At 64.8% G+C, this 21,388-nt stretch carries 18 protein-coding genes, 2 tRNA genes and 2 pseudogenes; 6 read left to right on the top strand and 16 right to left on the bottom strand.

The window, feature by feature from the left end:
* From ACXR2T_RS14610 to ACXR2T_RS14600, 3 genes and pseudogenes are all read left to right on the top strand, one after another.
* Positions 1–285: pseudogene (locus ACXR2T_RS14610) on the top strand (hypothetical protein); the annotation flags it as partial.
* Between the two features lie 144 nt (positions 286–429).
* Entirely contained in the window at positions 430–528 is a 99-nt protein-coding gene (locus ACXR2T_RS14605) for an IS3 family transposase (RefSeq protein ID WP_489945549.1), read from the top strand.
* Positions 529–671: 143 nt separating this feature from the next.
* Positions 672–1,781, top strand: a pseudogene (locus tag ACXR2T_RS14600) (ISL3 family transposase); the annotation flags it as partial.
* Between the two features lie 94 nt (positions 1,782–1,875).
* Here ACXR2T_RS14600 and ACXR2T_RS14595 read toward each other — a convergent pair.
* The 6 genes from ACXR2T_RS14595 to galU form a co-directional block, all read right to left on the bottom strand.
* Positions 1,876–1,950: transfer RNA gene (locus tag ACXR2T_RS14595), tRNA-Lys, on the bottom strand.
* 69 nt (positions 1,951–2,019) lie between these two features.
* Positions 2,020–2,784, bottom strand: coding sequence for a LysE family transporter (locus ACXR2T_RS14590; protein ID WP_458840238.1), 765 nt, complete (start codon positions 2,782–2,784; stop codon positions 2,020–2,022).
* Positions 2,785–2,914: 130 nt separating this feature from the next.
* A tRNA-Ala gene (locus ACXR2T_RS14585) sits at positions 2,915–2,990 on the bottom strand.
* A 61-nt stretch (positions 2,991–3,051) separates the two neighbouring features.
* Positions 3,052–4,131, bottom strand: coding sequence for a hypothetical protein (locus tag ACXR2T_RS14580; protein ID WP_458840236.1), 1,080 nt, complete (start codon positions 4,129–4,131; stop codon positions 3,052–3,054).
* 72 nt (positions 4,132–4,203) lie between these two features.
* Positions 4,204–4,821, bottom strand: a complete 618-nt coding sequence (locus ACXR2T_RS14575; protein ID WP_458840234.1) for a GNAT family N-acetyltransferase — start codon at positions 4,819–4,821, stop codon at positions 4,204–4,206.
* Positions 4,822–4,827: 6 nt separating this feature from the next.
* Entirely contained in the window at positions 4,828–5,754 is a 927-nt protein-coding gene (gene galU, locus ACXR2T_RS14570) for a UTP--glucose-1-phosphate uridylyltransferase GalU (RefSeq protein WP_458840233.1), read from the bottom strand.
* 65 nt (positions 5,755–5,819) lie between these two features.
* Between galU and ACXR2T_RS14565 the strand changes: the two genes are divergently transcribed.
* Together ACXR2T_RS14565 and ACXR2T_RS14560 are read left to right on the top strand one after the other, a co-directional pair.
* Positions 5,820–6,491, top strand: a complete 672-nt coding sequence (locus tag ACXR2T_RS14565) for a 5-formyltetrahydrofolate cyclo-ligase (protein WP_458840232.1) — start codon at positions 5,820–5,822, stop codon at positions 6,489–6,491.
* Between the two features lie 11 nt (positions 6,492–6,502).
* Positions 6,503–6,772, top strand: a complete 270-nt coding sequence (locus ACXR2T_RS14560) for an FmdB family zinc ribbon protein (protein ID WP_458840230.1) — start codon at positions 6,503–6,505, stop codon at positions 6,770–6,772.
* A gap of 263 nt (positions 6,773–7,035) precedes the next feature.
* Here the strand turns inward: ACXR2T_RS14560 and ACXR2T_RS14555 are convergent, their stop codons facing one another.
* The 6 genes from ACXR2T_RS14555 to ACXR2T_RS14530 all read right to left on the bottom strand — a co-directional run bounded on the left by ACXR2T_RS14555 (position 7,036) and on the right by ACXR2T_RS14530 (position 15,844).
* Entirely contained in the window at positions 7,036–7,335 is a 300-nt protein-coding gene (locus ACXR2T_RS14555) for a hypothetical protein (RefSeq protein ID WP_458840228.1), read from the bottom strand.
* Positions 7,332–11,135: an AAA family ATPase gene (locus ACXR2T_RS14550; protein WP_458840226.1), complete on the bottom strand. Its 3,804-nt coding sequence runs from the start codon at positions 11,133–11,135 to the stop codon at positions 7,332–7,334. The genes ACXR2T_RS14555 and ACXR2T_RS14550 overlap by 4 nt, the downstream gene beginning before the upstream one ends.
* A gap of 141 nt (positions 11,136–11,276) precedes the next feature.
* Positions 11,277–12,662 (bottom strand): uracil-xanthine permease family protein, encoded by a 1,386-nt coding sequence (locus ACXR2T_RS14545; protein ID WP_458840224.1) that lies wholly within the window; start codon positions 12,660–12,662, stop codon positions 11,277–11,279.
* Between the two features lie 67 nt (positions 12,663–12,729).
* Positions 12,730–14,133, bottom strand: coding sequence for an aldehyde dehydrogenase family protein (locus tag ACXR2T_RS14540; RefSeq protein ID WP_458840222.1), 1,404 nt, complete (start codon positions 14,131–14,133; stop codon positions 12,730–12,732).
* An 89-nt stretch (positions 14,134–14,222) separates the two neighbouring features.
* Positions 14,223–14,498, bottom strand: a complete 276-nt coding sequence (locus ACXR2T_RS14535; RefSeq protein WP_458840220.1) for a hypothetical protein — start codon at positions 14,496–14,498, stop codon at positions 14,223–14,225.
* Positions 14,495–15,844: an inorganic phosphate transporter gene (locus tag ACXR2T_RS14530; RefSeq protein WP_458811776.1), complete on the bottom strand. Its 1,350-nt coding sequence runs from the start codon at positions 15,842–15,844 to the stop codon at positions 14,495–14,497. Before ACXR2T_RS14530 ends, ACXR2T_RS14535 begins: the two co-directional genes overlap by 4 nt.
* Positions 15,845–16,090: 246 nt before the next feature.
* On the opposite strand from ACXR2T_RS14530, the gene ACXR2T_RS14525 reads away from it, so the two are divergent.
* Positions 16,091–16,360 (top strand): mycoredoxin, encoded by a 270-nt coding sequence (locus ACXR2T_RS14525; protein ID WP_458811778.1) that lies wholly within the window; start codon positions 16,091–16,093, stop codon positions 16,358–16,360.
* A 30-nt stretch (positions 16,361–16,390) separates the two neighbouring features.
* Here the strand turns inward: ACXR2T_RS14525 and ACXR2T_RS14520 are convergent, their stop codons facing one another.
* The 4 genes from ACXR2T_RS14520 to ACXR2T_RS14505 form a co-directional block, all read right to left on the bottom strand.
* Positions 16,391–17,431 (bottom strand): 6-phosphofructokinase, encoded by a 1,041-nt coding sequence (locus ACXR2T_RS14520; RefSeq protein ID WP_458811780.1) that lies wholly within the window; start codon positions 17,429–17,431, stop codon positions 16,391–16,393.
* Between the two features lie 114 nt (positions 17,432–17,545).
* Complete coding sequence (locus ACXR2T_RS14515; protein ID WP_458811782.1) at positions 17,546–19,711, bottom strand: DEAD/DEAH box helicase; 2,166 nt, start codon at positions 19,709–19,711, stop codon at positions 17,546–17,548.
* 214 nt (positions 19,712–19,925) lie between these two features.
* Positions 19,926–20,882 carry a bifunctional riboflavin kinase/FAD synthetase gene (locus ACXR2T_RS14510; RefSeq protein ID WP_458840218.1) on the bottom strand — a complete coding sequence of 319 codons (957 nt, stop codon included), beginning with the start codon at positions 20,880–20,882 and terminating at the stop codon, positions 19,926–19,928.
* Positions 20,869–21,384: a hypothetical protein gene (locus tag ACXR2T_RS14505; RefSeq protein ID WP_458811785.1), complete on the bottom strand. Its 516-nt coding sequence runs from the start codon at positions 21,382–21,384 to the stop codon at positions 20,869–20,871. The genes ACXR2T_RS14510 and ACXR2T_RS14505 overlap by 14 nt, the downstream gene beginning before the upstream one ends.
* Positions 21,385–21,388 lie beyond the last annotated feature (4 nt).

The raw sequence follows: 21,388 nt of genomic DNA, 5'->3' as shown, positions 1-21,388 counted from the left end.
GATTCCGCGGTGCTCAATCGCAATATTGCTTGGTGCTCACTCGCAATATCGCCGGTGCTAAAGCCTTCGAATACTCAGGGCGACCTCGTAAATCGAAACATCACCTATGTCGTGACGCGGTCTGGGCACGAGTATGTATCGTTCGTGACGGACGTGTACTCGCGCAGAATTGTCGGCTGGAACGAGGCCTCAACGCTTAAGACTGAGGTACTGCTGTCGCAGGCGCTCGACATGGCGGCCCGGCAGTCCGGCGGTGATCTCGAAGGGATCTTGGCATCACAGTGATCACGGTACGAACTACAAGTCGATGGTTTACACCAACAGGGTGGCTGAACTCGGGGCTATCCCCTCAACAGGAACCGTGGTCGATAGCAATGACAACCCGATGCTGGAAGCAGTCAACGCGCTCTACGAAGCCGAGCTCATTAGTTGGCGGGGCACTGGACAACGGTCGAGGAGGTCGAACTCGCCACCCTCAAATTTGTGTGGTGGTGGAACAACGAACGCCTCCACGGAGAATCGGCATAGCCCGGTCCACCCTCTACCGTGCCAGCAAAAGAGCCGGAGAGCTCGGCCATCCTTGACCTTCGCTTTGTCCACACCTCAATAGGTCTTCATGTCGGGTCCTGCACACAAGTAGTGACGCGATGACGACCCCTACTCCTGCGAAAAAATCACTGAACGACGCCATCGCCCCCGTTTACCTGGCAGCACACGCTCCCTGCGTCACCTGCCCGACCCATGGGGTGACTGTCGCGCACGTGACGTGGGCCAGACACGGTGCCGGGCACACGCACGCGTTTGATGCGCAGGTGGCATGGCTGGCCACGAGAACCTCAAAGTCCGCGGTGACGATCCTCATGCGGGTCGCCTGGCGAACCGTGGGATCGATCATCCAGCGGGTATCGGAAGAAGCTGAACAGCTCTCCGACCGCCTCGACGGGTTGCGCCGCATCGGTATTGACGAGGTCAGCTACAAGAAGGGCCACAAGTATTTGATGGTCGTGGTTGACCACGACACGAGACATCTCGTGTGGGCGGGCGAAGGTCGATCGAAAGCGACCCGGCAGGAGTTCTTCACCGAGCTTGGGCCTGAGCGTTCGGCCCTCATCACGCATGTTTCTGCTGATGGTGCGGACTTTATTCAGACGGTCGTGACCGAGCGGTGCCCGAACGCGGCCGTGGTGGCTAACCCGTTCCATGTGGTGCAGTGGGCGCCCCAAGCGCTCGATGAGGTGCGGCGTGAGTCTTGGAACGAAGCCCGCAAGCTCGCAAAGGAAGAACCCCGACCGACCCTCGGCAGGCCCGCCGCAAACGCTCCTGAACGGCCGCTCGCGGAACGCGTAAAAGCGGTGAAAGGGTCCAAGTTTGCGCTCCTGAAAAACCCGGAGGACTTAACAGACGGGCAGGCCGCTACTTTGGCTTGGATCGTGACGGCGGACCCGAAACTTCACCGCGCGTATCTGCTGAAAGAGAAGCTTCGCCTCGTGTTCAAGCTGCCCCTCGAGGAAGCGAAAGAAGCGTTAGATGCTTGGGTGGCGTGGGCGAGGCGGAGCCGGATTGTACCGTTTGTGAAGCTGCAACGCAGCATCGTGAAACACCGTGACCGGATCCTCGCCGCGATTGAGCATGGCCTCTCGAACGGGTTAGTGGAGGCAACGAACACGAAGATCAGGTTGATCGCCAGGATCGCGTTCGGTTTCAGGTCGCCAGACGCGTTGATCGCGTTAGCGATGTTGTCGTCGGGGCCCCACCGGCCCAAGCTCCCGGGCCGGGGATGACCCACGGATCAGTCACAAGTGCCGAATAAAACGTGAATTCGAGTGATAGGTAAAAATGGGAGAAGCCCGAGATCGTTGATATCTCAGGCTTCTTTGGTGCCCCCAGTAGGGATCGAACCTACGACCTGCGGATTAAAAGTCCGTAGCTCTACCGCTGAGCTATAGGGGCCCAAGAAGCAACCTTAGCCGATTGAGTGGCACCAACGCGAAACGAAACACGGCCGAAGCCTAATCCGGGTCAGTTGAGCAACAGCATCGCGACCGCGATCAACACGAACAGCGACCCAAAGATCCGGTTCGAAACCACCTGGCCCCGGGGCGAACCGGTGAAACGGCGAAACTGCTCGGCAGCGGCCGCGAAGACGAAGGTCATGATGGTCATATCGATCGCGGTCATGGTGAGCGCGATGATCAGATACTGCGGCATCGCGGGCAGGTCTGCCGAGATGAACTGGGGCATGATGGCGAGAAAGAACACGACCGCTTTGGGGTTGAGCATGTTGACCCAGAAGCCGCGGCGCACGAGCTGACCCGCAGTAGGTGCGGACGTTCCATTGCCGGGTTTCGGCGCACTGCCCCCTGCCAGTTCGGTCTCGGTGACCTGCGCTTCGACCCGCGTAAGCACCTGCACGGACCCCGTCGCCGTCTCGCTTTCGGCCTTGCCCGGCGCACTCTGTGTTGCAGCGCTTTTCGCGGGTGTATGACCAGCCGCGACAGGTGGTCGCGCAAAGAACTGCCGCAGCCCAATGAAGATGAGATAGGCGGCTCCTGCGTAGCGCACAACGGCAAACGCGACGGGGCTCCCCGTGATGAGCACCCCAATGCCTGCAGCAGCGACCAGGATGTGGGCGAGGATGCCGAACTGCTGCCCGATGATGCCCCAGAATGCGCGTCGCAGGCCGACTGCGAGCGCGTTCGACATAGTGTTGATCGCGCCAGCACCGGGGGTGAGGCTTACGACGAGACTGACGCCGAGTAGAGAAATCCAGAGTGCAAGTACCACTACGACAGTGTAGGCGGGCCCGGCGCGTGTTAGCTGGGTACTGCGGCAGGTGATGCAACAGTGCGGTGGTGCGGCCACAGCAAGGCGGCACAACACTAAAAAGGCCCCGCTCGCGAGCGGGGCCTTAACCTGGTGGATCCTGCGAGAATCGAACTCGCGACCTCCTGCTTGCAAAGCAGGCGCTCTACCAATTGAGCTAAGGACCCTGACAAGAAAAACTTTAGCAGGCGTGTGCGCTTCAGCCGAAATCGAACACGCCGAAAGTTTCTAGCCGCTGCGACGACGACGCAGCACATCGTCGAGATTGAGCATGCCGTCGCTCGTGTCACCTACGACGCCCATCTGGCGCAACCGTTCGCGCGCCGCCTGCTGCTGTGGCGACACACGGGGTGCCTGATGCTGCCGGCGTACCGCCGCGACCTCTCGCGCAGGCTGTTGCGCTTCGACCGTCTGCGCCGGGGCCGTCTGCGCCGGGGCCGGCTGCGCTGGGACAACGCGCTGCGCGCGCGATGTCTGCGAGTGCGAAGCCTGCGAAGTCGCTGAAGTTGCCGAGGGCTGCGGAGCCGACTCACGCAGCAGCATCGAATCAGTCTGGTTCTCAAGAGACGTGGCTTGCTTTACAGCGCGGGCGCGGGCCAGCGCCCTCGCACGCTCAATGCGCTCAGCCGCGGCCTGCTGCGCTTGCCGGTGTGCCGCGGCCTGTGCCTCGACGTCGACCTCGTCCATAACCTCTTCAGGTTGAGCGGGCAGCTGTGCGGCTTCTTCGCACACCTCGATCTCGACGGGCAGCACCTGTGCCCGACCGCGACCGGGCGCCAACAGCATGAGCGCACCAAACGACGTTGCGGTCACGAGCACGCTCCATACCAGCGTGTTGGCGCCAGCCCCCGCAATCGCGATACCGGCCCCGGTCAGTGAGCCGAGCAAGCCGAGCAACGCCCCCAGCGCGGCCGTCGCGCGTACACGGCGCACAAAAGGCCTCCGCAACCGCGAAGAGCGCACCGCAGCGCGCTCTTTTCGTTTCATTTGCTGGGCGCGAATCTCGGCGCGCACCTGCTCTGCTCGCGCATCTGCGAGTTCTGCCGCACGTTCGGCATCGAGTTGCTTACGCGCCGTTTTGAGCATCTTCTCGTGGGCGAGCGCTTCTTTCGCTGTGGCCTCGATGCGGACTTCTTCGGGCATCTCTGCGGTTTCAGCGAGCACTCGCAGCGTGCGTTGCAACCGCAACGCGTTACGTTCGGCCGCGCGAAACTCGCGGCGACGCGTCCACGATGGAATAAAGACGGCGCCCCAGAGCAGCGCGGCGACCACAAAGATCACTCCGCCACCGAATACGCCGCCAGTCATGTTTCTCACTGTACGGTGTCGAGCTGTTCATCGCCTCCCGGCGCGCCGCCAAATTTATCGGGCAGCATCGAATCAACCGGTAACGGCGAGGCGCAGCACCTCAGCGACTTGCGGCGGCACACGATCGCGCACCACCACGAAGCAGTCATGGTCACACCACTTGCCGTCGATGTGAATATAGGCCTGCCGCCGCCCCTCATACGCAAGCCCGAGTTTCTCGACCACGCGCAGTGACGCCGCGTTCTCGGGTCGAATACACACCTCTATTCGGTGCAGCCCCAGCTCTTCAAAGACATAGTCGATCGCGAGCGCGACCGCCGCAGGGGCAATACCGTGGCCCGCGGCTTCCTCAGCGACCCAGTAACCGATCTGACAGGCCTGCAGGGCGCCGCCACTCACCTCGGCCACGCTCAGCTGCCCCACGATCGCACCATCGTACGTAATCACGAAAGGCACTCCCGCCCCTGCACGCAGCTGCTTGCGCAGCAGCTTAATCACGGGCCGCATCGACCCGGATCCGGGCACCACACCCCGCCCAGACGGGTGCGTCGCCTCCCACGGCGTGAGCCACGAGCGATTTTCGGTGAGTAGCCGTGCGAGGGTGACGGCGTCTCGGGCGCGCACGAGCTGCAACCCCACCCGGCCGGCGTACCGGGGTGCTGGCTGTTCTATCTCGCGCCCGAGCGGCACGCGTTGTTAGCTTCCCTGGCGCTTTGCGCGCAGCTGGTCGGCGAAGTCGATCACCCAGTCCGAGATCTCGTCACCCAGCTCTGCGTGGTCTACGCCAAGCAGCACGTTGGCCTTGATCCAGTCGGCACGGTCGCCCGTGTCGTAGCGGCGGCCGCGAAATACGACGCCGTAGACGGGGGCCTGCCCCTTGCCCTCGGCCAGCAGGTGCAGCGCATCGGTCAGCTGAATCTCGCCGCCGCGGCCGGGCGGCAGTTCGTCGAGCAGGTCGAAGATCTCGGGGCGCAGCACGTACCGGCCAATCACCGCGAGGTTCGACGGGGCCTCGTCGCGTGAGGGCTTCTCAACGAGCCCCGTGATCTTCACGACGTCGGGGTCATCGGTCGCCTCAACGGCGGCGCAGCCGTAGAGGTGGATCGATTCTGCGGGCACCTCCATCAGCGCGATGACGGTCGCGCCGCGTGCATCGTGCTCGGCGATCATGCGGTCAAGCAGCGGGTCACGCTCGTCGATCAGGTCATCACCGAGCAGCACCGCGAAGGACTCGTCACCGACGTGGCAGCGGGCACGACCCACGGCATGGCCGAGCCCGTTCGGTTGTCCCTGGCGCAGAAAGTGCACCTCTGCGAGCTCACTCGACTGGTGAACCTTGTCGAGCTTGCCCTCGTCGCCCTTGCGCTCAAGCGTGTACTCGAGCTCGGGCACGCTGTCGAAATGGTTGAGCAGGTTGTCTTTGTTGCGTCCCGTGATGATGAGCACGTCACCGAGGCCCGCGTGTGCGGCCTCTTCGACGACGTACTGAATCGCGGGCTTGTCCACGATCGGCAACATTTCCTTCGGCATCGCCTTGGTCGCCGGCAAGAACCGGGTCCCTAGACCCGCGGCGGGAATGACCGCCTTGGTTACCGTCTGGCCTGGCTTGCGTGCTTCAGTCATGCCTCACAGCTTACCGTTTGCCCACTGAAACGCTAAGCCGTGGCGCCTGCTCCTATGCTTGAGCCATGAGCGAAGCACCCCGCGAAGCCACCGACAGCCCCAACTTCGGCGGCACCGATCTCGGTGACACTGACAAGGCAGCAGTGCGACGGGCGGTGCGCGCGCGGCGGGCCGCCATGTCGCCGTCCGAGCGCGCCCTCGCGACCCAGGCCCTCACCGCGCACCTCATCTCGCTCACGAGACAGCTCGGCGCACGCAGGGTCACGTGTTACAGTGCCGTCCCTCACGAACCAGACACCGGTCCGTTTCTCGAGTGGACCGTCGCTGCTGGACTCGAGGTGCTATTGCCCGTCTCGCTCACGAGCTCGCGGCTTGACTGGGTGCTGCATGAGGGGGCGGCGAGCCTAGCCCCTGGCCGCCACGGCATCTTGGAACCGCAGGGCCCACGCCTGGGCGAAGCCGCCTTCGCCCAGGCCGATCTTGTATTCGTGCCAGCCTGCGCGGTCGACACCCAGGGGACCCGGCTGGGCTGGGGCATGGGATATTACGACCGGGCGCTCGCGCGGTTGCCGCGCACGACCCCCGTCTACGCCGTAGTGTTCGACACCGAGCTGGTTGCGGCGCTGCCCCGGGACTCGCACGATGTGGCGGTCACCGGTGCAGTAACCCCTACGGGGATTCACACGTTTAGCAGCACAGGTAGCGCCGGTAGCACTTCACCAGACGCCACCTTGTAGCATGGAGAACTGTGCCTACCTACGCTTATCGCTGCGCCGACTGCGGCCACGCTTTTGACATCTACCAGTCTTTCTCGGACAACGCGCTGACCTCGTGCCCCGAGTGCGACGGAACGCTGCGCAAGGTATTTGGATCCCTCGGCGTCACCTTCAACGGCTCAGGCTTCTACCGCACCGATTCGCGTGCGTCGAGCAGCTCAGGCTCAGGCTCAGGCTCTTCGGGCTCGGGCTCTTCGGGCTCGGGTTCAGGCAGCGCAGGAGCGAGCTCTTCGGCGTCCTAGCCTCGCGCAAGTTGACGGGTTGGCGCGACTCTTATTCCGAGATACGGTCACTGATTCAGTCGAGCCGACTGAATTCTGCCAGCCCCGTAGTTCCAACCCCGTTTACAGAAAATATGCGCGACTACTTCCGCTTATGACTGCCTCAGAAACGGAATTTGTCGCGCATATTTTCTGTCGGCGCGTGCGCCCACCGGATCGGGGCCCTCGGCGCCCCCTAAGTTGACTGGTTGGAGCGGGTGTCGTGAATACGGCACCTCGGCGTCCTAGCCCCAGTGCGGCGGACGGTCGCGCTTCAGCGCCGCATCGTGAGCACTCATCTGCTTGTGCGCTGAAGCGTCGCCCCACCCCTCGGGGCGGTCCTCTCGTGCGCGAGCGGTCAGCGTGTGCTCCAAAGGCTTCGGGTCGACACCGGCCGGGGCGGGGCGAGAAGCACGACGATTCGTGCGGCGGCCATGATCCGGCGCTGCAGAATCAGCAGACTCAGCAGGCTCAGCAGACTCAGCGAGCGCAGCTTTGGCCGCGGGCTGGTCTGACCCAGCGTGAGCGGCAGGGCCTGTGATCACGATTGTGCGCCTGCAGCGGCCGAGTCGGTACCCGAGCCTACAGCCGCATCAGACGTGCTCTTACCGTCTTCGCAGCCGACCATGCGCGCAACGCGGCGGGCGACCTCGTCGGGGTCGGTAAACAGGTCGAAGCTCTGCACCCGGTGGTAGTGCCAACCGAGGCGGCGTAGCACCGCGGGCCGCAGCCTGAGCGTGTCGCGCAGGCTGTCGGAGCCATCACCCAGGTCGATGTCGACCGCGATCGCACGCTCGCCAAACGAGGCGGCGATCGGAATCACGCCGAGGTAGTCGAGCACCACGCGCATGCCGTGCGCTTCGAGCCTGTCGGCGAGTTCACCGAGCATCGGGTCGCGCTCGGCGGGCAGCAGGGGCTCAGCGGGCTCGGGGTGCTCGTGCGCGAGCAGTTCGGCGAGGTCAACCACGCCGTGCTTAATGCGTGCCGCGTCGAGGTCTTTCGGCCTAAAGCAGCTGACGATCGTCATCGCCCGGCGGGCGCGCGTCATCGCGACCGCGAGCAGTCGCTCGCCGCCGGGCTTACCGAGGCCACCAAAGTTCGATAGCACTCGGCCGTGCGGGGTGCGGCCATAGCCGATCGAGAAGATCACGCGGTCGCGGCTTTGCGCCGTCGCTTGCTCGAGCGTGAGCACCGCGAACGGTTCTGCGCGCTCCCCGAGCAAGAACTCGCGGTACTGCGGAAACTTCGAAAACGCCTGCAGCACCGCCTGGTACACCCTCACGGCATGACGTTCGCTCGCCGTGATGACCATGAGCGACTCACTCGCGCGGTCGTTCGCGTGCTCGAGCACGAGCTGCACGACGCGCTCGACCTCGGCGTCGGTGCTCTCGACAGCTCCGGTGTGTTGATCGGGCAGCCCCTGCCCACCCTGCACGAAATCGTATGTGAGGCTTGAACGACCGAGAAAGGAGCCCGCCCACGGCATCGTTTGAATCGCGCCGTCATAGAACCGCGTGTTCACCAGGTGGGTGAGGTCTTCACCGCCCGCACGGTAGCTGCGTGTGAGCGTGAGCGTGGGCAGCACGTCGCTCAGCTGTGCATACGCAGACTTCGCGTGTGACTGCTCGGGGGTCTCGGAGGGCTCGCTCGCGTCGTCGATGGGGCCGACGGCGATTTCAAACGTTGATGGGCTCTGCGTCATCGTGTCGCCAAACGCGACGACCTGCTCGGCTCGGCGAATGGCGCCGAGGTTTTCTGCGAGTGTCGTCGCGCCAGCGTCAACGAGCAGCACCGCGTCAAACTTCATGGCGTCGGGCAGTTGCGCTACCTCGTACGGTGACATCGCCCACACCGGTGCGAGGGTCGACAGTAGCGTCGGCGCGTGCTGCGCAAGCAACCCCGCTGTGACGTAGCGACTGCGCAGCGCCTCGCGCATGGCGAGCGCCTCTTGTTTGTGGTCGAGCACCGCGACGCGCCAGGCGTCGGCGAGTGAGGCTGCGAGCAGTGTGCCGTTCGCGCCGCAGTGCGCGTCATCGACGAGCCTAAAGTCAGCTTCAAGTCGGTCGATCACCGACGTGTTCGCGCTCAGCAACGCCTCGTTGGTCTGCAGCATGCGCTCGAGCGCCGACTGCCACCAGGCGAGCTCGAGCTCTGCTGCGACGTGCTCGGCGGGCACGTGGCGGGCCGAAAGGTCGTCAAGCAGCGGTTCGAGGTGCGCCTGGCGCATGCGCTCGACGATGGTCGTGCGCTCTTGAATATTCTGCAGCACCTCAGACTCGCGGGCGAGGTCTGAAATGCGCTCGGCGAGGTCTGCAAGCGACAGGTTCTTGAGGCGGTCGCGGTCAGACGCGGTGCCGATCACCCGGTCAATCTCGTCGAGGTCTTGGTACGCAGACTGGTATGCGGTCACCACGTCTGCGATGCCGAGCGGCACCTCGGGGCGTGTGCCTTCGATCGTGCTGTAGCGGTGCCACAGCACTCGCTGCTGCTGAATCTGCACGAGCCGCGCGTACATGTCTGAGATGTGCACGCCGGGCCGCACGTACTCGCGGGCAAGCTTGCGCAGCCTGCGCTTGTTCGACGACGTCATTTCGATCTCGTCGTCAGAGCTGCGGGGGGCGTGCGCTGCGATCACTTCGGTGAGCGAACGGTCGTATACGTCGGGCGTAAACCGATCGAGGGTGTCGCGCAGTCCCATGAGTAGCCGCAAGAATACGCCCAGCTCGGCGACCGTCTCGTAGGGGCGCATTGAAGTCTGGCCGACGACCTCGTTAGCCATCGAAATCAGGCGCGGTAGCTGTGACTCTGCGAGGTTGACCGCGAGCGAGTACGCCTTACGAGCTTCTTCTGTTGTGCTGAAGCTGACGCCGTACCACGGCGAGTCTTCGGGCCCGTACTGGAATTGGCCGAGCCGCGCGACCTCGGTAAACGCCTCGGCCATCGCTGACCGATCGATGGTCAGCTGCGACAGCGCCTGGTCGTTGAGCCGCACCGTGGTTGCGGGCGGCACATCTGCGAGCGACAGCTGCGTGAGCTCGCGCAGCGCTTCGATGGGGGCGACACCAAACCGGGGATCGCGGGTGTTGAGCGCAGACCGGTAATCGACGAGCGCCCCGCGCAGGCGAGTGAGCGCCGCGTCGACGTCGCGCAGCTGACCGCCGCGGGCATTCTCGTTGCGGCTAATCGACTCGACGAGCCCGCGCCGCAGGCGCCGTGGCCCCACCGACAGGCCGGGCAGTCCTGCTCGAGTGAGTCGGTGTGTGATGCCGTCGAGGGTGGCGCGACGTGGCGACACGACGAGCACGCGCTTACCCTCGCGGGCGAGCGCACCAATCGCGTTGACCACCGTCTGTGTGCCGCCCGTGCCGGGCAGCGTGTGCACGACGAGTGAGTGCCCCGCCGAGATCTGCGCGAGCACGTCTTCTTGCTCGGCGTCTGCGTCGTAGAGGTAGCGGTCGGTGTCGGGCGAGCGCTCGTCCGACGGGGTCGGTGAGACGGGACGGTAGCCCTCAGCGAGAGCCTTGCGTGCTGGCTCGTTACCGCAGATCGCCGACAGCAGCTGCGAGTCGAGCTGCTTCGCGTCAGACACCATAAGCTGCGACACATTATGAAATGACGAGACAACAAGGCGCGGCTGCACAACGAAACCGGGCACGCCCGCTGCCATTTGTCGCAGCCGGTCGATCACGGGCTGCGGCTTGAACACGCCCTCAGACTGCGACAGCTCGATGAGCACGCGCGCGTCAACGGCAATGCCAAACTGTTCGCGCATTACACGAATCAGCTCAGAGTTGACGACGGGAAACTGTTTGAGCTTGAGCTCGTAGTCGCGGCCGTAGCGACGAATCGCGACGGGGCGCAGCAGAATCGGGGCGCAAAACTCTTCGCCCTCAAAGCTCCACTTGGCGATGCCAATGCCCAGGTGCACGGTCTCGAGCCCGCGCACCGTGCGCATCTCGATCGCTTTATCTGTGACGCGGCCCGCCGCGAACTTCGCGTGCCGCAGCGCTAGGTCGTCGCGTATCAGCGCCGACAGCAAAATCTTATTGCCCGTAATGAACTGAGGCAGGCCGCCCGGGTGGGTCGACGAAAGCTCGATGCGGTTCGCTGGTCGGTCATCGAAGTGCAGCAGCGGGTTGCGGCCGCCGATGCGGGCAAGCTCAGCACGCCACTCGGCGTGATCGTCGGCGTAGCTGTCGACGAGCGACACCGGTCCGGTCAGCTCCGCCGCGAGATCGGGTTCGGCCTGCGCGGGCCGCGGGGCGCGGGCGAGCGAGCCCTCGCTCTCGGGCACGAGCTGCTCGGTAACTTGTTCGCTCAGCTGCTCGGTGGGCTGCTCGCTCATCGCGTTCGAGGCGCCGCTAACCTCGCGACCCGACTCTGGTCGTTTACGCCGATCTACACTCCACACATCGCCACCCTAAACGCCCCGGCCGAAAATCACCGCAACGCGCACGGAGTTTCGCCGCAACACGCCGCTTGCGCGCTATCGCGCGGCGCTCTGCGCCTCATGCTCGGACTGCCCTGGCTGCCCTGGCTGCGTGAGCTGCCCGCTCTGCTCAGTCACGACCGGATCGGCCACCTGAGGTTCACCGCCGCGTACGATCTGCAGCCCACGCATCACGTGGTACACCACGACCGCCGCGATCGTGCCGAGCGCGATGCCGTTGAACACGACGTCACCCAACTGCACCGTGAAGTCGGCGATGCCCACGATCAGCGGCACGGCCGCCGCAAACTGGTTGATGGGCTTTGAGAAGTCGACCTTGTTGTCGATCCAGATCTTCACGCCGATCAGACCGATGAGGCCGTAGAGCGCAACTGTCACGCCCGCGAGTACACCCGCCGGCACCGTAAAGATAATGGCGCCCACCTTGGGCGAGAAGCTAAGCACGAGCGCCATACCACCGGCGACCCAGTAGGCCGCGGTCGAGTAGACACGGGTGGCGGCCATCACACCGATGTTTTCGCCGTAGGTCGTGGTGCCCGAGCCGCCGCCGAAGCCAGCGAGCATCGTCGACACACCGTCGGCGAGCAGCGCACGGCCGGTGAGGTGATCGATGTCGCGATCGATCATGAGGCCCACACTCTTCACGTGGCCGACGTTTTCGGCCACTAGCACGAGCACGACGGGCAAGAAGGCGGGCAGCAGCGCCCACAGGGTCGGGTCTTGGAACGGGTTGCCTACGGCATGAAACTCGGGCAGGCCCAACCACGCAGCACTTTCAACCGCCGCGAAATCAACCTCGCCCATGATCGCCGCGGCGATGTAGCCCACGACCATGCCCAGCACGATCGATAGTCGCCCGATGAGCCCGCGAAACAGCACGGTGATGAGCAGCACGGCCGAGATCGTGATGAGTGCAACCCAGCCTGAAAGCTCGGTGGCGTTCCAGTTGTTCTTGACGGTGGGGGCAAGGTTAAAACCGATCAGGGCAACGATTGCGCCCATCACGACGGGCGGCATGAGCGCGTTGATCCAGCGTGAGCCAAAGCGGTGCACCACGAGGCCCACGATCGTCATCAAAACGCCGATCGCGAGGATCCCGAACGAAGCGCGGGCAAGGTCGTCGCCGCCCGCGAGTGCCGCCATAATCGGCGCAATGAACGCAAACGACGAGCCGAGGTAGCTCGGCAGCCGGTTACCGGTAAGCAACAGAAACAGCAGCGTACCGAGGCCCGAGAAGAACAGCGTCGCGGTCGGGCTGAAGCCCGTGATCAGCGGCACGAGGAAGGTCGCGCCAAACATGGCGACGACGTGCTGCATGCCAAACCCGATGGTGCGCGGCCAGCTCAGCCGTTCCTCGGGCAGCACGATCGCGTCTGGGGCGACGTGTCGGCCGTCTCCATGCGGGGTCCACGGCAGCGTCATAGGGGCTCCTTCGGTGCGCTATTCAAATGTGCGCGGGCCGCCCCACGCCAATCGAACATCTTACCGTTTACATGAGGCGCGGCAGCCACCGCTTCGCAAGTTTTTGTTTCAGCGGTGTGAACGGCGGCATGATGGTTGCGGCGAGGGTGTCGGGCTGCAATGGTTTTGCGAGTACCGCCTTCTCGTGGCTGAACACGCGAAACGACCGCTCGCCGTGGTACGCGCCGGTGCCGCTCTCCCCCACCCCACCAAACGGCAGCGCGGGCGTCGCGAGATGCAGCACGGGCACACCGAATCCCAGCGCGCCAGAGCTCGTCTCGCGTTCCCATCGCGCACGCACCCGGGCGTCGTCGCTAAACACGTACGCGGCGAGCGGCTTGTCACGCCCGCTCACGAACTCGATCGCCGCATCGAGCGAGTCGACCTCGACAAGCGGCAAGATCGGCCCAAAAATCTCGTCCCGCATCACGGCCGAGTCTGCATCGACGCCGGTGAGCACGGTCGGCTCGATGTGTCTTTGATCCGGATCATGCCCGCCCCCGACCGCAATGCGGCCGCAGGCGAGGTACCCCACGAGCCGCTCGAAGTGGGCGTCGTTCACGATGCGTCCGTAGTCTGGGTTTTGGGCGGTGGCGCTGCCGTACAGGTCGTGGATGGCGCGCTCTAAATGCGGCACCAGCTGACGTAGCGTCTCGGGCTCACCGAGCACGTAGTCGGGCGCGACACAGGTCTGCCCCGCGTTCATAAACTTGCCCCAGGCGATGCGCCTAGCGACGTCGGGCAGGTGCGCCGCGCCGTCAATGTAGACGGGTGATTTACCACCGAGTTCAAGCGTGACCGGAGTGAGGTGCTCGGCCGCGGCCCGGGCCACGATGCGGCCCACGCGACCGTTGCCGGTGTAGAAGATGTGGTCAAACTTCTCGTGCAAGAGCGCCGTCGTTTCTTCGACGCCGCCTTCGACGACCGCGACGGCGCGCCTGTCGAGCGCGTCGGGTAGCAGCTGCGCCAGCAGCGCCGAGGTGGCGGGGGCGAGTTCGCTCGGTTTGATGACGACTGCGTTACCCGCAGCGATCGCGCCGAGCGCGGGCGACAACGCAAGCATCAGCGGGTAGTTCCAGGGGGCGATCACGAGGGCCACGCCGAGTGGCTCAGGCACTACCTTCGCGCTCGCGGGCTGCAGGGCCGCGGGCACCGGTACGCGTCGCGGGCGCATCCAGCGTTTCAGCCCCCCGAGCGCGTGGTCGATCTCGGCGATCAGAAACCCGATCTCGGTGAGCTGCGCCTCGGTGGCCGACTTGCCGAGGTCTTGCTGGAGCGCCCGTTCGAAGTCGTCGCTGCGATCAACGAGCAGGGTGCGCAGCCGCACAAGCTGCGCCCTGCGCCACGCTTCTGGGCGGGTGAGGCCCCGGTCGAAGCCGTGGCGCAGGCCCGCCACGATCTGGGTGATCTGGTTCGCCGTCGTCGCGCTCATGGGGCCAGGCTACTCGCTGCAACGCAAACAGCCCACCGAGATGGCTCGGTGGGCTGTGTGATGTGTGCGCTATGCGCGCGGCATACTCGTTACCAGGGGTGCAGCGCGGGAATGATCAAGAAGATGCCCGCGACCACGGCAAGCGCCGAGAGTCCGAAGAACAAGTAAGCGATGTTCGTGGCCCAGCGTGGGTGCTCGGCCTCTTCGATGTCATCGTCTTCGTCGTCACGCGACGGGCCGTTCGCTTCGCCGCTCTTTGCGGGGATGGCGAGAAACCTGATGCCGAGCGAGTACAGCACCACCACAAACACGGCCGAGCCAAGCGCGGCGACAAACACCGTGAGGAATGCCATCCAGTCAATCATCGTGCGCCTCCAGCATCGTTTCCGTTGCGCTTGTTCTTCTGAGCGTTGCGCTCAGCCTTGCGAGCAGCTTTCGCTTCTCGTTCGGCTGCCTTACGCGCAGCCCGGGCCGCCCGGTCATCGCGCACGGCCGATTGCTCGACGGGCGACATGGCGGGGGTGAGGCCGGTACGGGACTTCTTTACCTTGACTTCGTTCTTGCGAATGCGCACCGCGTAGCCCGATTCTGCTACGTCGGGAGCAGGAATCGCGTTGTCGTGGTCAACCTTGTTGCGGCTCGAACGCCAGAAGATGAAGAGGATCACGCCAAGGCCGAGCACCGCATCGATGACAATGCCCGCGGTGCCGATGTGCGCGATCACGGCTGCGATCGCACCCACTGCGCCCGCGGCCGGCAGCGTGAACAGCCAGCCCGAGGCGATCCGGCCCACCGTGCGCCAGCGCACGGTCGAGCCGCGGCGGCCGAGACCCGAACCAATAACCGAACCTGAGGCGACCTGAGTCGTCGAGAGCGCAAAGCCGAGGTGGCTCGATGCGAGGATCGTGGCTGCGGTGCTCGTCTCAGCGGCGAAGCCCTGCGCGGGCTTGACCTGGGTGAGGCCCGCGCCCATGGTGCGAATGATGCGCCAGCCGCCCGAGTAGGTGCCGATCGCGATCGCGAAGGCACAGGTCACGATGACCCACAGGTGCGGGCCGGTGCCCGGATCCTGCAGGTTCGCGGCGACCAGCGTGAGCGTGATGACGCCCATCGTCTTCTGGGCGTCGTTCGTGCCGTGCGCGAGCGCGATCAGCGACGACGAAGCGATCTGGGCGTAACGGAACCGGCCGCGGCCGTCTTTCTTGCCGTCGTGGCGGCGCGTAATCGCGTACGCCACCTTCGTGGCGGTGAACGCGACGATACCCGCGGTCAGCGGGGCTGCAAGCGCCGGGATGAGCACCTTCGAGAGCACGCCCGCACCGTTAATGGATTGCAGGCCAGCTCCCACGATTGCGGCACCGATAAGGCCGCCGAACAGGGCGTGCGACGAGCTCGACGGCAGGCCGTACAGCCACGTCACGAGGTTCCAGACGATGGCGCCGATGAGGCCAGCGAAGATCATCTCTGGGGTAATCAACACCCCGCCATCGCCCTCGTTGATGATGCCGCCCGCGATGGTCTTGGCCACTTCGGTAGACAGGAATGCTCCGACGAGGTTCAAGATCGCGGCGAGCAACACCGCAGTCTTGGGCTTGAGCGCACCGGTCGCGATGGGCGTGGCCATCGCGTTCGCAGTGTCGTGGAAGCCGTTAGTAAAGTCGAAGAAGAGAGCCAGTACGATGACCAGCAGCACGATGAGAGTGAGTTCCACCGGCATCTTTCGTTTGAGATCGGATCCTTGAGGACACGTCGCGAAGTCTGTAAAACTTCACCGTTCGTTCAGGCAATCGACCCGCGTGCGCCACATTTATGGTTCCACCACTTAGGCGCGAGGTCAAGCTGGAAATGAGCTGTTTACCCTCCGTTCACTTGCGCGCCGTTCACGAGGGCGAGCTGATCAGGCAGCCACAGGCTGACCGGCCATAGACTGAAGAACCCCATCGTCAAAGGAGCATCCATGAGCACCCTCGCAGATTTCACGCCCGCCGCAGGCACGATCACCATGTTCTCAACAGTGTGGTGCAGCTACTGCAAGCGGCTCAAGCTGATGCTCGACAAGAGCGGTATCGACTACACGATCGTCGATATCGAAGAGACGCCGGGCACCGAAGAGCTCGTGAAGTCGGTCAACGGCGGCAACGCGGTCGTGCCCACCGTCGTGTACCCCGACGGTGCAACCGCCACGAACCCCACGCTCAATGACGTCAAGGCTGCGCTGGGGGTATAACCCAGCACAGCCTTGCCCACGCCTCTGCCGCTAACCGAAGTTGAGGCGCACCTCTTCGTAGCGCGAGATCGGAACCGTTTTGAGGCGGCCCATAGCCTCCTCGAGCGGCACCATTTCGATCCGGTCACCCTTGAGGGCAGCCATCGTGCCCCAGCGGCCCGCGTGCGCGGCGTCGGCCGCGGCCATGCCCGTGCGGGTCGCGAGCACGCGGTCGAACGCTGTGGGTGAGCCGCCGCGCTGCAGGTGGCCGAGCACGGTCGCGCGTGTCTCAATGCCGGTGCGCTCTTCGATGAGCGGGGCGAGCGCTTCGGCAATGCCGCCGAGGCGCCTGCGCCCGAAACCGTCGAGGCCCTCGCGTGTCACCGATTCGCCGCCCTCGAGGTTGAAGCCCTCCGCGACGACCACGAGCGATGAGCGGCCACGATCGCGCACGCTCAGCACCCACTCGCACACCTGCTCGATCGATTCGGGCCGCTCGGGGATCAAGGTGACCTGCGCGCCACCGGCCATGCCGGCGTGCAGCGCGATCCAGCCTGCGTCGCGGCCCATCACCTCGAGCACCATGCAGCGCCGGTGCGATTCGCCCGTCGTGCGCAGCCGGTCGATGGCCTCGGCCGCGATCGACACTGCGGTGTCAAACCCAAAGGTGTAGTCCGTGCCGCCGAGGTCGTTATCGATCGTCTTGGGCAGGCCGATCACGGGAATCCCGGCGCGCGAGAGCATCTCACCCACGGTCTGGGTGCCATTGCCGCCAATGAGCATGAACGCATCAATGCCGTACTTTTCCATGCCGTGCCGGATCGCATCCAGGTCAACACCCGCGCCCTCTGCTTCGCTGAGGTGCTTCGGCGGTACGCGGCTCGTGCCGAGAAACACACCACCGAGCGGCGATAATCCACGCACCGCAATGCGGTCGAGCGTCACGGTGTCACCGTCGTGAAACCCGCGCCATCCGTCCATGAATCCGACCATTTCAAAGCCGTGTACGTCGACGCCGCGCAGCACCGCGCCACGAATCGCCGCGTTCATGCCGGGGCTGTCGCCACCAGAACAAAGCACACCAATGCGCATGTTTCTCCTCATTTGAGCCTCAAACCACCATGCTATCGGTGGCAGCTATGGGATGCGTAATACTCAAAGCTGCCAGCCTTCGCACGGGTTGCGCCGAGGTTGTGCCGCGATGAGCTAGGCGATGGCGCGGCGCAGCACTCCCATGAGGGCAAGCAGCTGCACCGGATCAGCATTCTCGTCGAGCGCAGGAGCGCCGTCGAGTGCGCGGCCCGCGAGGCCCGCCTTGCTGTCGATGAGCTCTGCGATGCGCGCGTCAATCGTCTGAGCCGCAACGATACGCCACGCGGTGACGGGCTCTTCTTGGCCGATACGGTGCACGCGGTCAATCGCCTGCGTTTGCTCGGCGTCTGTCCAAGACAACTCAGCCAGCACCACGTTCGACGCGGCCTGCAGGTTGACGCCCACGCCAGCGGCGGTCAGCGAACACACCGCGACCGACACCTCAGGGTCGTTGTTGAACGCGTCGATCTGCTCTTGACGGAAGATCGCCGTCTGGTCTCCTCGAATCGACACGGTGCGCAGCCCGGCCTCTGCCAGCTGCGCCTCTACCTTGTCCATCACGTCGATGTGCTTCGCGAAGAACACGACCTTGCCCACCGAACGCACGAGCTGCGCAGCGTAGTCTGCTGCAAGCCCGGCCTTCGCCTGACCGATCTGGCGCACCATCGTGAACACGTTGAGACCGTCGGCCGAAGCGTTCGCCTCTTCGAGCTCCTGCACACAGACCATGCGTATGAGTGCCTCGTCGCTGAGCGTGGCACCGAGCTTGCCGTTCTTGAGCGTCGTGAACCGCGCCACGAGCTTCTGGGCCAGCTTGCGCTCGGCGTCGCGAATGCCGCGGCCCAGCTCGTCATCAAGCTCCACAGGCAGGTCAACCACGCGCTTCGCGGGCAGATCTTTTGCGACGTCAAGCTTGCGGCGGCGCACAATACCCATATCGATGACGCTCTGGCGTGCCTCGGGGTAGAACGACTGGTCGGCTGGGGTCCAGCCATTGTGCTCGAGCTTTGCCATCAGGTCTGAGCCTGGCTTCTCACCGTCTGTCCAACCGAGGAACCGCCAGATCGCACGGAAGTCATCGATGTCGTTGATGAGCGGCGTACCGGTGAGCGCAATCAGCAGCGGCGAAGTGCCCGGCGTGCGCTCACGAATACGGTCGGCAATCGCAAGCACGTTGCGTGAGCGCTGTGATGTCGTGTTCTTGATCATGTGCGCCTCGTCGACGACCATGCCCTTGAACCCAAAGTTCGAGATCCAGCTCAGGTGCCGGTCAAGAATCTCGTAGTTGATCACGAAGACATCGGCGAACGCGTCGATCGTGTCGCCGTCACCGTGCACGACCGTGACGCGGCGACCCGGAGTCCAACGCTCAACCTCGCGGGCCCAGTTCATCTTGACAACATTGGGCACGACTACGAGCAGCGGGTAGGCATCTGCGACAGAAGCAGCAATCACCGACTGCGCGGTTTTACCTAGACCCGGCTCATCTGCCAGCAAGAAACTGCGGTGTCCTTCGCCCACGCTGGCCAAGAACTTCGCCTGGTGCGGCATCAACTCGCGGCCGACCGGCGAGAGGCGATCCGGCACCGGGGGCTCAGGCAGCGGCATGCACGCAGAGCCGCCCCCGCCCTGCTCAAACGATTTGAGCAGCGGTGACAGGAGCTCCCAGTTCGCGAGCCGCACAGCCGGCGTGGGCTGCTTGGGCGGTGCGAGATTAGGGGCGAGGAACGGGCTCGCGAGCTTGCGGGCCACGATGCCCGCGGGCTCGACCTGGCGCTCGGCTAGCTCGGGCGGCACGACCGCCTTGCTTGCGATAGCAGCCGCCGCTGGCGCCTCTGCTTCTGCCTCGGGCAGTTCGATGCCCGCCTGCTCGATCATCTTGCGCTTGAGAATGCGCGTCGCCTCGGTGATCGGGGCGGCCGGTTCGAGCAGGGTGATGAGACTCGTGTCGCGGGCCGCTGTCTTCGCGAGAATGGCTGCAACCCCGTCGAGACGTTTGAGCGTCTCGGTGCGCTCGGCGTCGCTGACGCCCTCCTCGGTCTTCACCCGGGCGCGCTCCTCACGCATCAGCAGCGCGATGACGTGAAACTTGGTGCGATTGGCGGGGGTCGCCTTGCCGCGCTGCGCCGAGGCCTCAACCTCGCGCACGGCGCGAGCGAGCAGCGGAATGATGCCCTCGTTGTGCGTGTGTTTGCGGCGCGCGCTATTGCGCGCCTTGGCCCCATTTTTAGGGGCGTTGCTCTTTGAGCCAGACTTGCGCGTGGCAGTGGTGCTTGCCAATGGAACTCCTGATCGGCGTGAAGCGGTCTCGGAATGCGACCGAGTCGCGGGCGGCTGGGCGAGCACTGGCCAGACATCGCGTGCAGATCCTCATGACACGCGGGGCTCGTGACGCGCTCGTCACCTGCAACCGTGCCATCAGTCTAACACTGGCCGATGTGTGCGCGGCGCCAGTGCGAAAGTTGGCGTCAGGCGTCGGCGTCAGGCGTCGGCGTCAGGCGTCGGCGAGCAGCACGCGCGCACGCGCCACGTCGTCGTGCATCTGCTCGATCAGCGCGGGCAGTGACTTGAACGCGACGGTGCCCCGCAACCTGTGCGTGAACTGCACTTCCATTTGCTTGCCGTACACGTCACCCTCGAAGTCGAGAATGAACGCTTCGACGCGCGACTGCTCGTCGGGCGTAAACGTGGGGTTGTTACCCACAGAGATTGCGGCCTCACGTCGCTCACCATCGATGACCACCCAGCCCGCATACACGCCATCGGCCGGCACGAACCCCTCGAGGTCGGCGCCCAGGTTGGCGGTGGGAAAACCGAGCTCGCGCCCGCGAGCGTCACCGTGCACCACTTCGCCGCGCACCACGGCGGGTCGGTCGAGCATGCGGCGGGCAACCTCAACGTCGCCCGCGGCGAGCGCTTCCCTGATTCGTGAAGATGACACCTGATCCCCTTCTGTGTCTGCCACCCAGTCCACGAGCTCGGCGCGAAACCCGAGCTCGTGGCCGAGGCGTTCGAGCAGGACGCCGTCGCCCGCACCACGATGCCCAAAGTGAAAGTCCGCGCCCATCACGATGTGGCGCGCGTGCAGCTTGCCCACGAGCACATCGGTGACAAATTCCTCAGCTGGAATGCTCGCGATCGTCTCGTCGAAGCGCAGCATGACGCACACGTCAACGCCAGCGTCGGCGAGCGCTTGGAGCCGCTGCGTCTTACTCATGAGCGGCTGCGGGCAGCTTTGCGGGTTCAAAAAACTGAGTGGGTTGTTTGCGAAGGTGAGCACGACGGTGCGGCTTGGCTGCCCGCTGGCCGCGTCGGCCGCAGCCGCGAGCGCAAGTTGCTGCAGGATCGACCTGTGCCCACGATGCAGGCCGTCAAACTTGCCCACCGCGACGCAGCTGCCCGTTGCGAAGACGGTGGAGTCGAGCTCGTCAAGCGATTCAAAGACCAGCATCGTCGCCTCCCCGGGCTGCCGCACCCGCGGCAGCAGCGGCACCGGTCGCACCGGCCGCCGCGTGTTCGCGGGCCTCGCCCCGCAGCCACAGCAGCCCCAGCACGGGCAACACGAGCGGAATAAACACGTACCCCTGGCCGTACACCGACCACACCGACGGGTGCCCAAACAGCTGCGGCGCGACGAGGCTCAGTGTGCCCACGACCAGCACGCCCACGAGCTCAAACGAGAGCGCCGCCCAGGCGATCACCCGCCACACACCGCGCCTGCGAATCAGCGCCACTGTCGCCAAGACGTAGACAAGCGCGGCGAGCGCCGACAGCGAGTACGCGAGCGGCGCTTCGTCAAACTTCGAGATGATCTGGTAGATCGAACGAAAGGTCGCCGCGAGCGCAAGCACAATGTAGAACGTGATGAGCACACGGCCAAGACCGCCCAATCGACCGGGCTCGGGCTGCGCGGCGGGTGGGTGTGCGGGGTGGCGGTGCTTCACAGATGACACGACG

It is taken from the genome of Leucobacter faecis (genome assembly GCF_054456635.2).
Note: the sequence above shows the minus strand (reverse complement) of the source record. Positions and strands in the feature narration are given on the sequence as shown.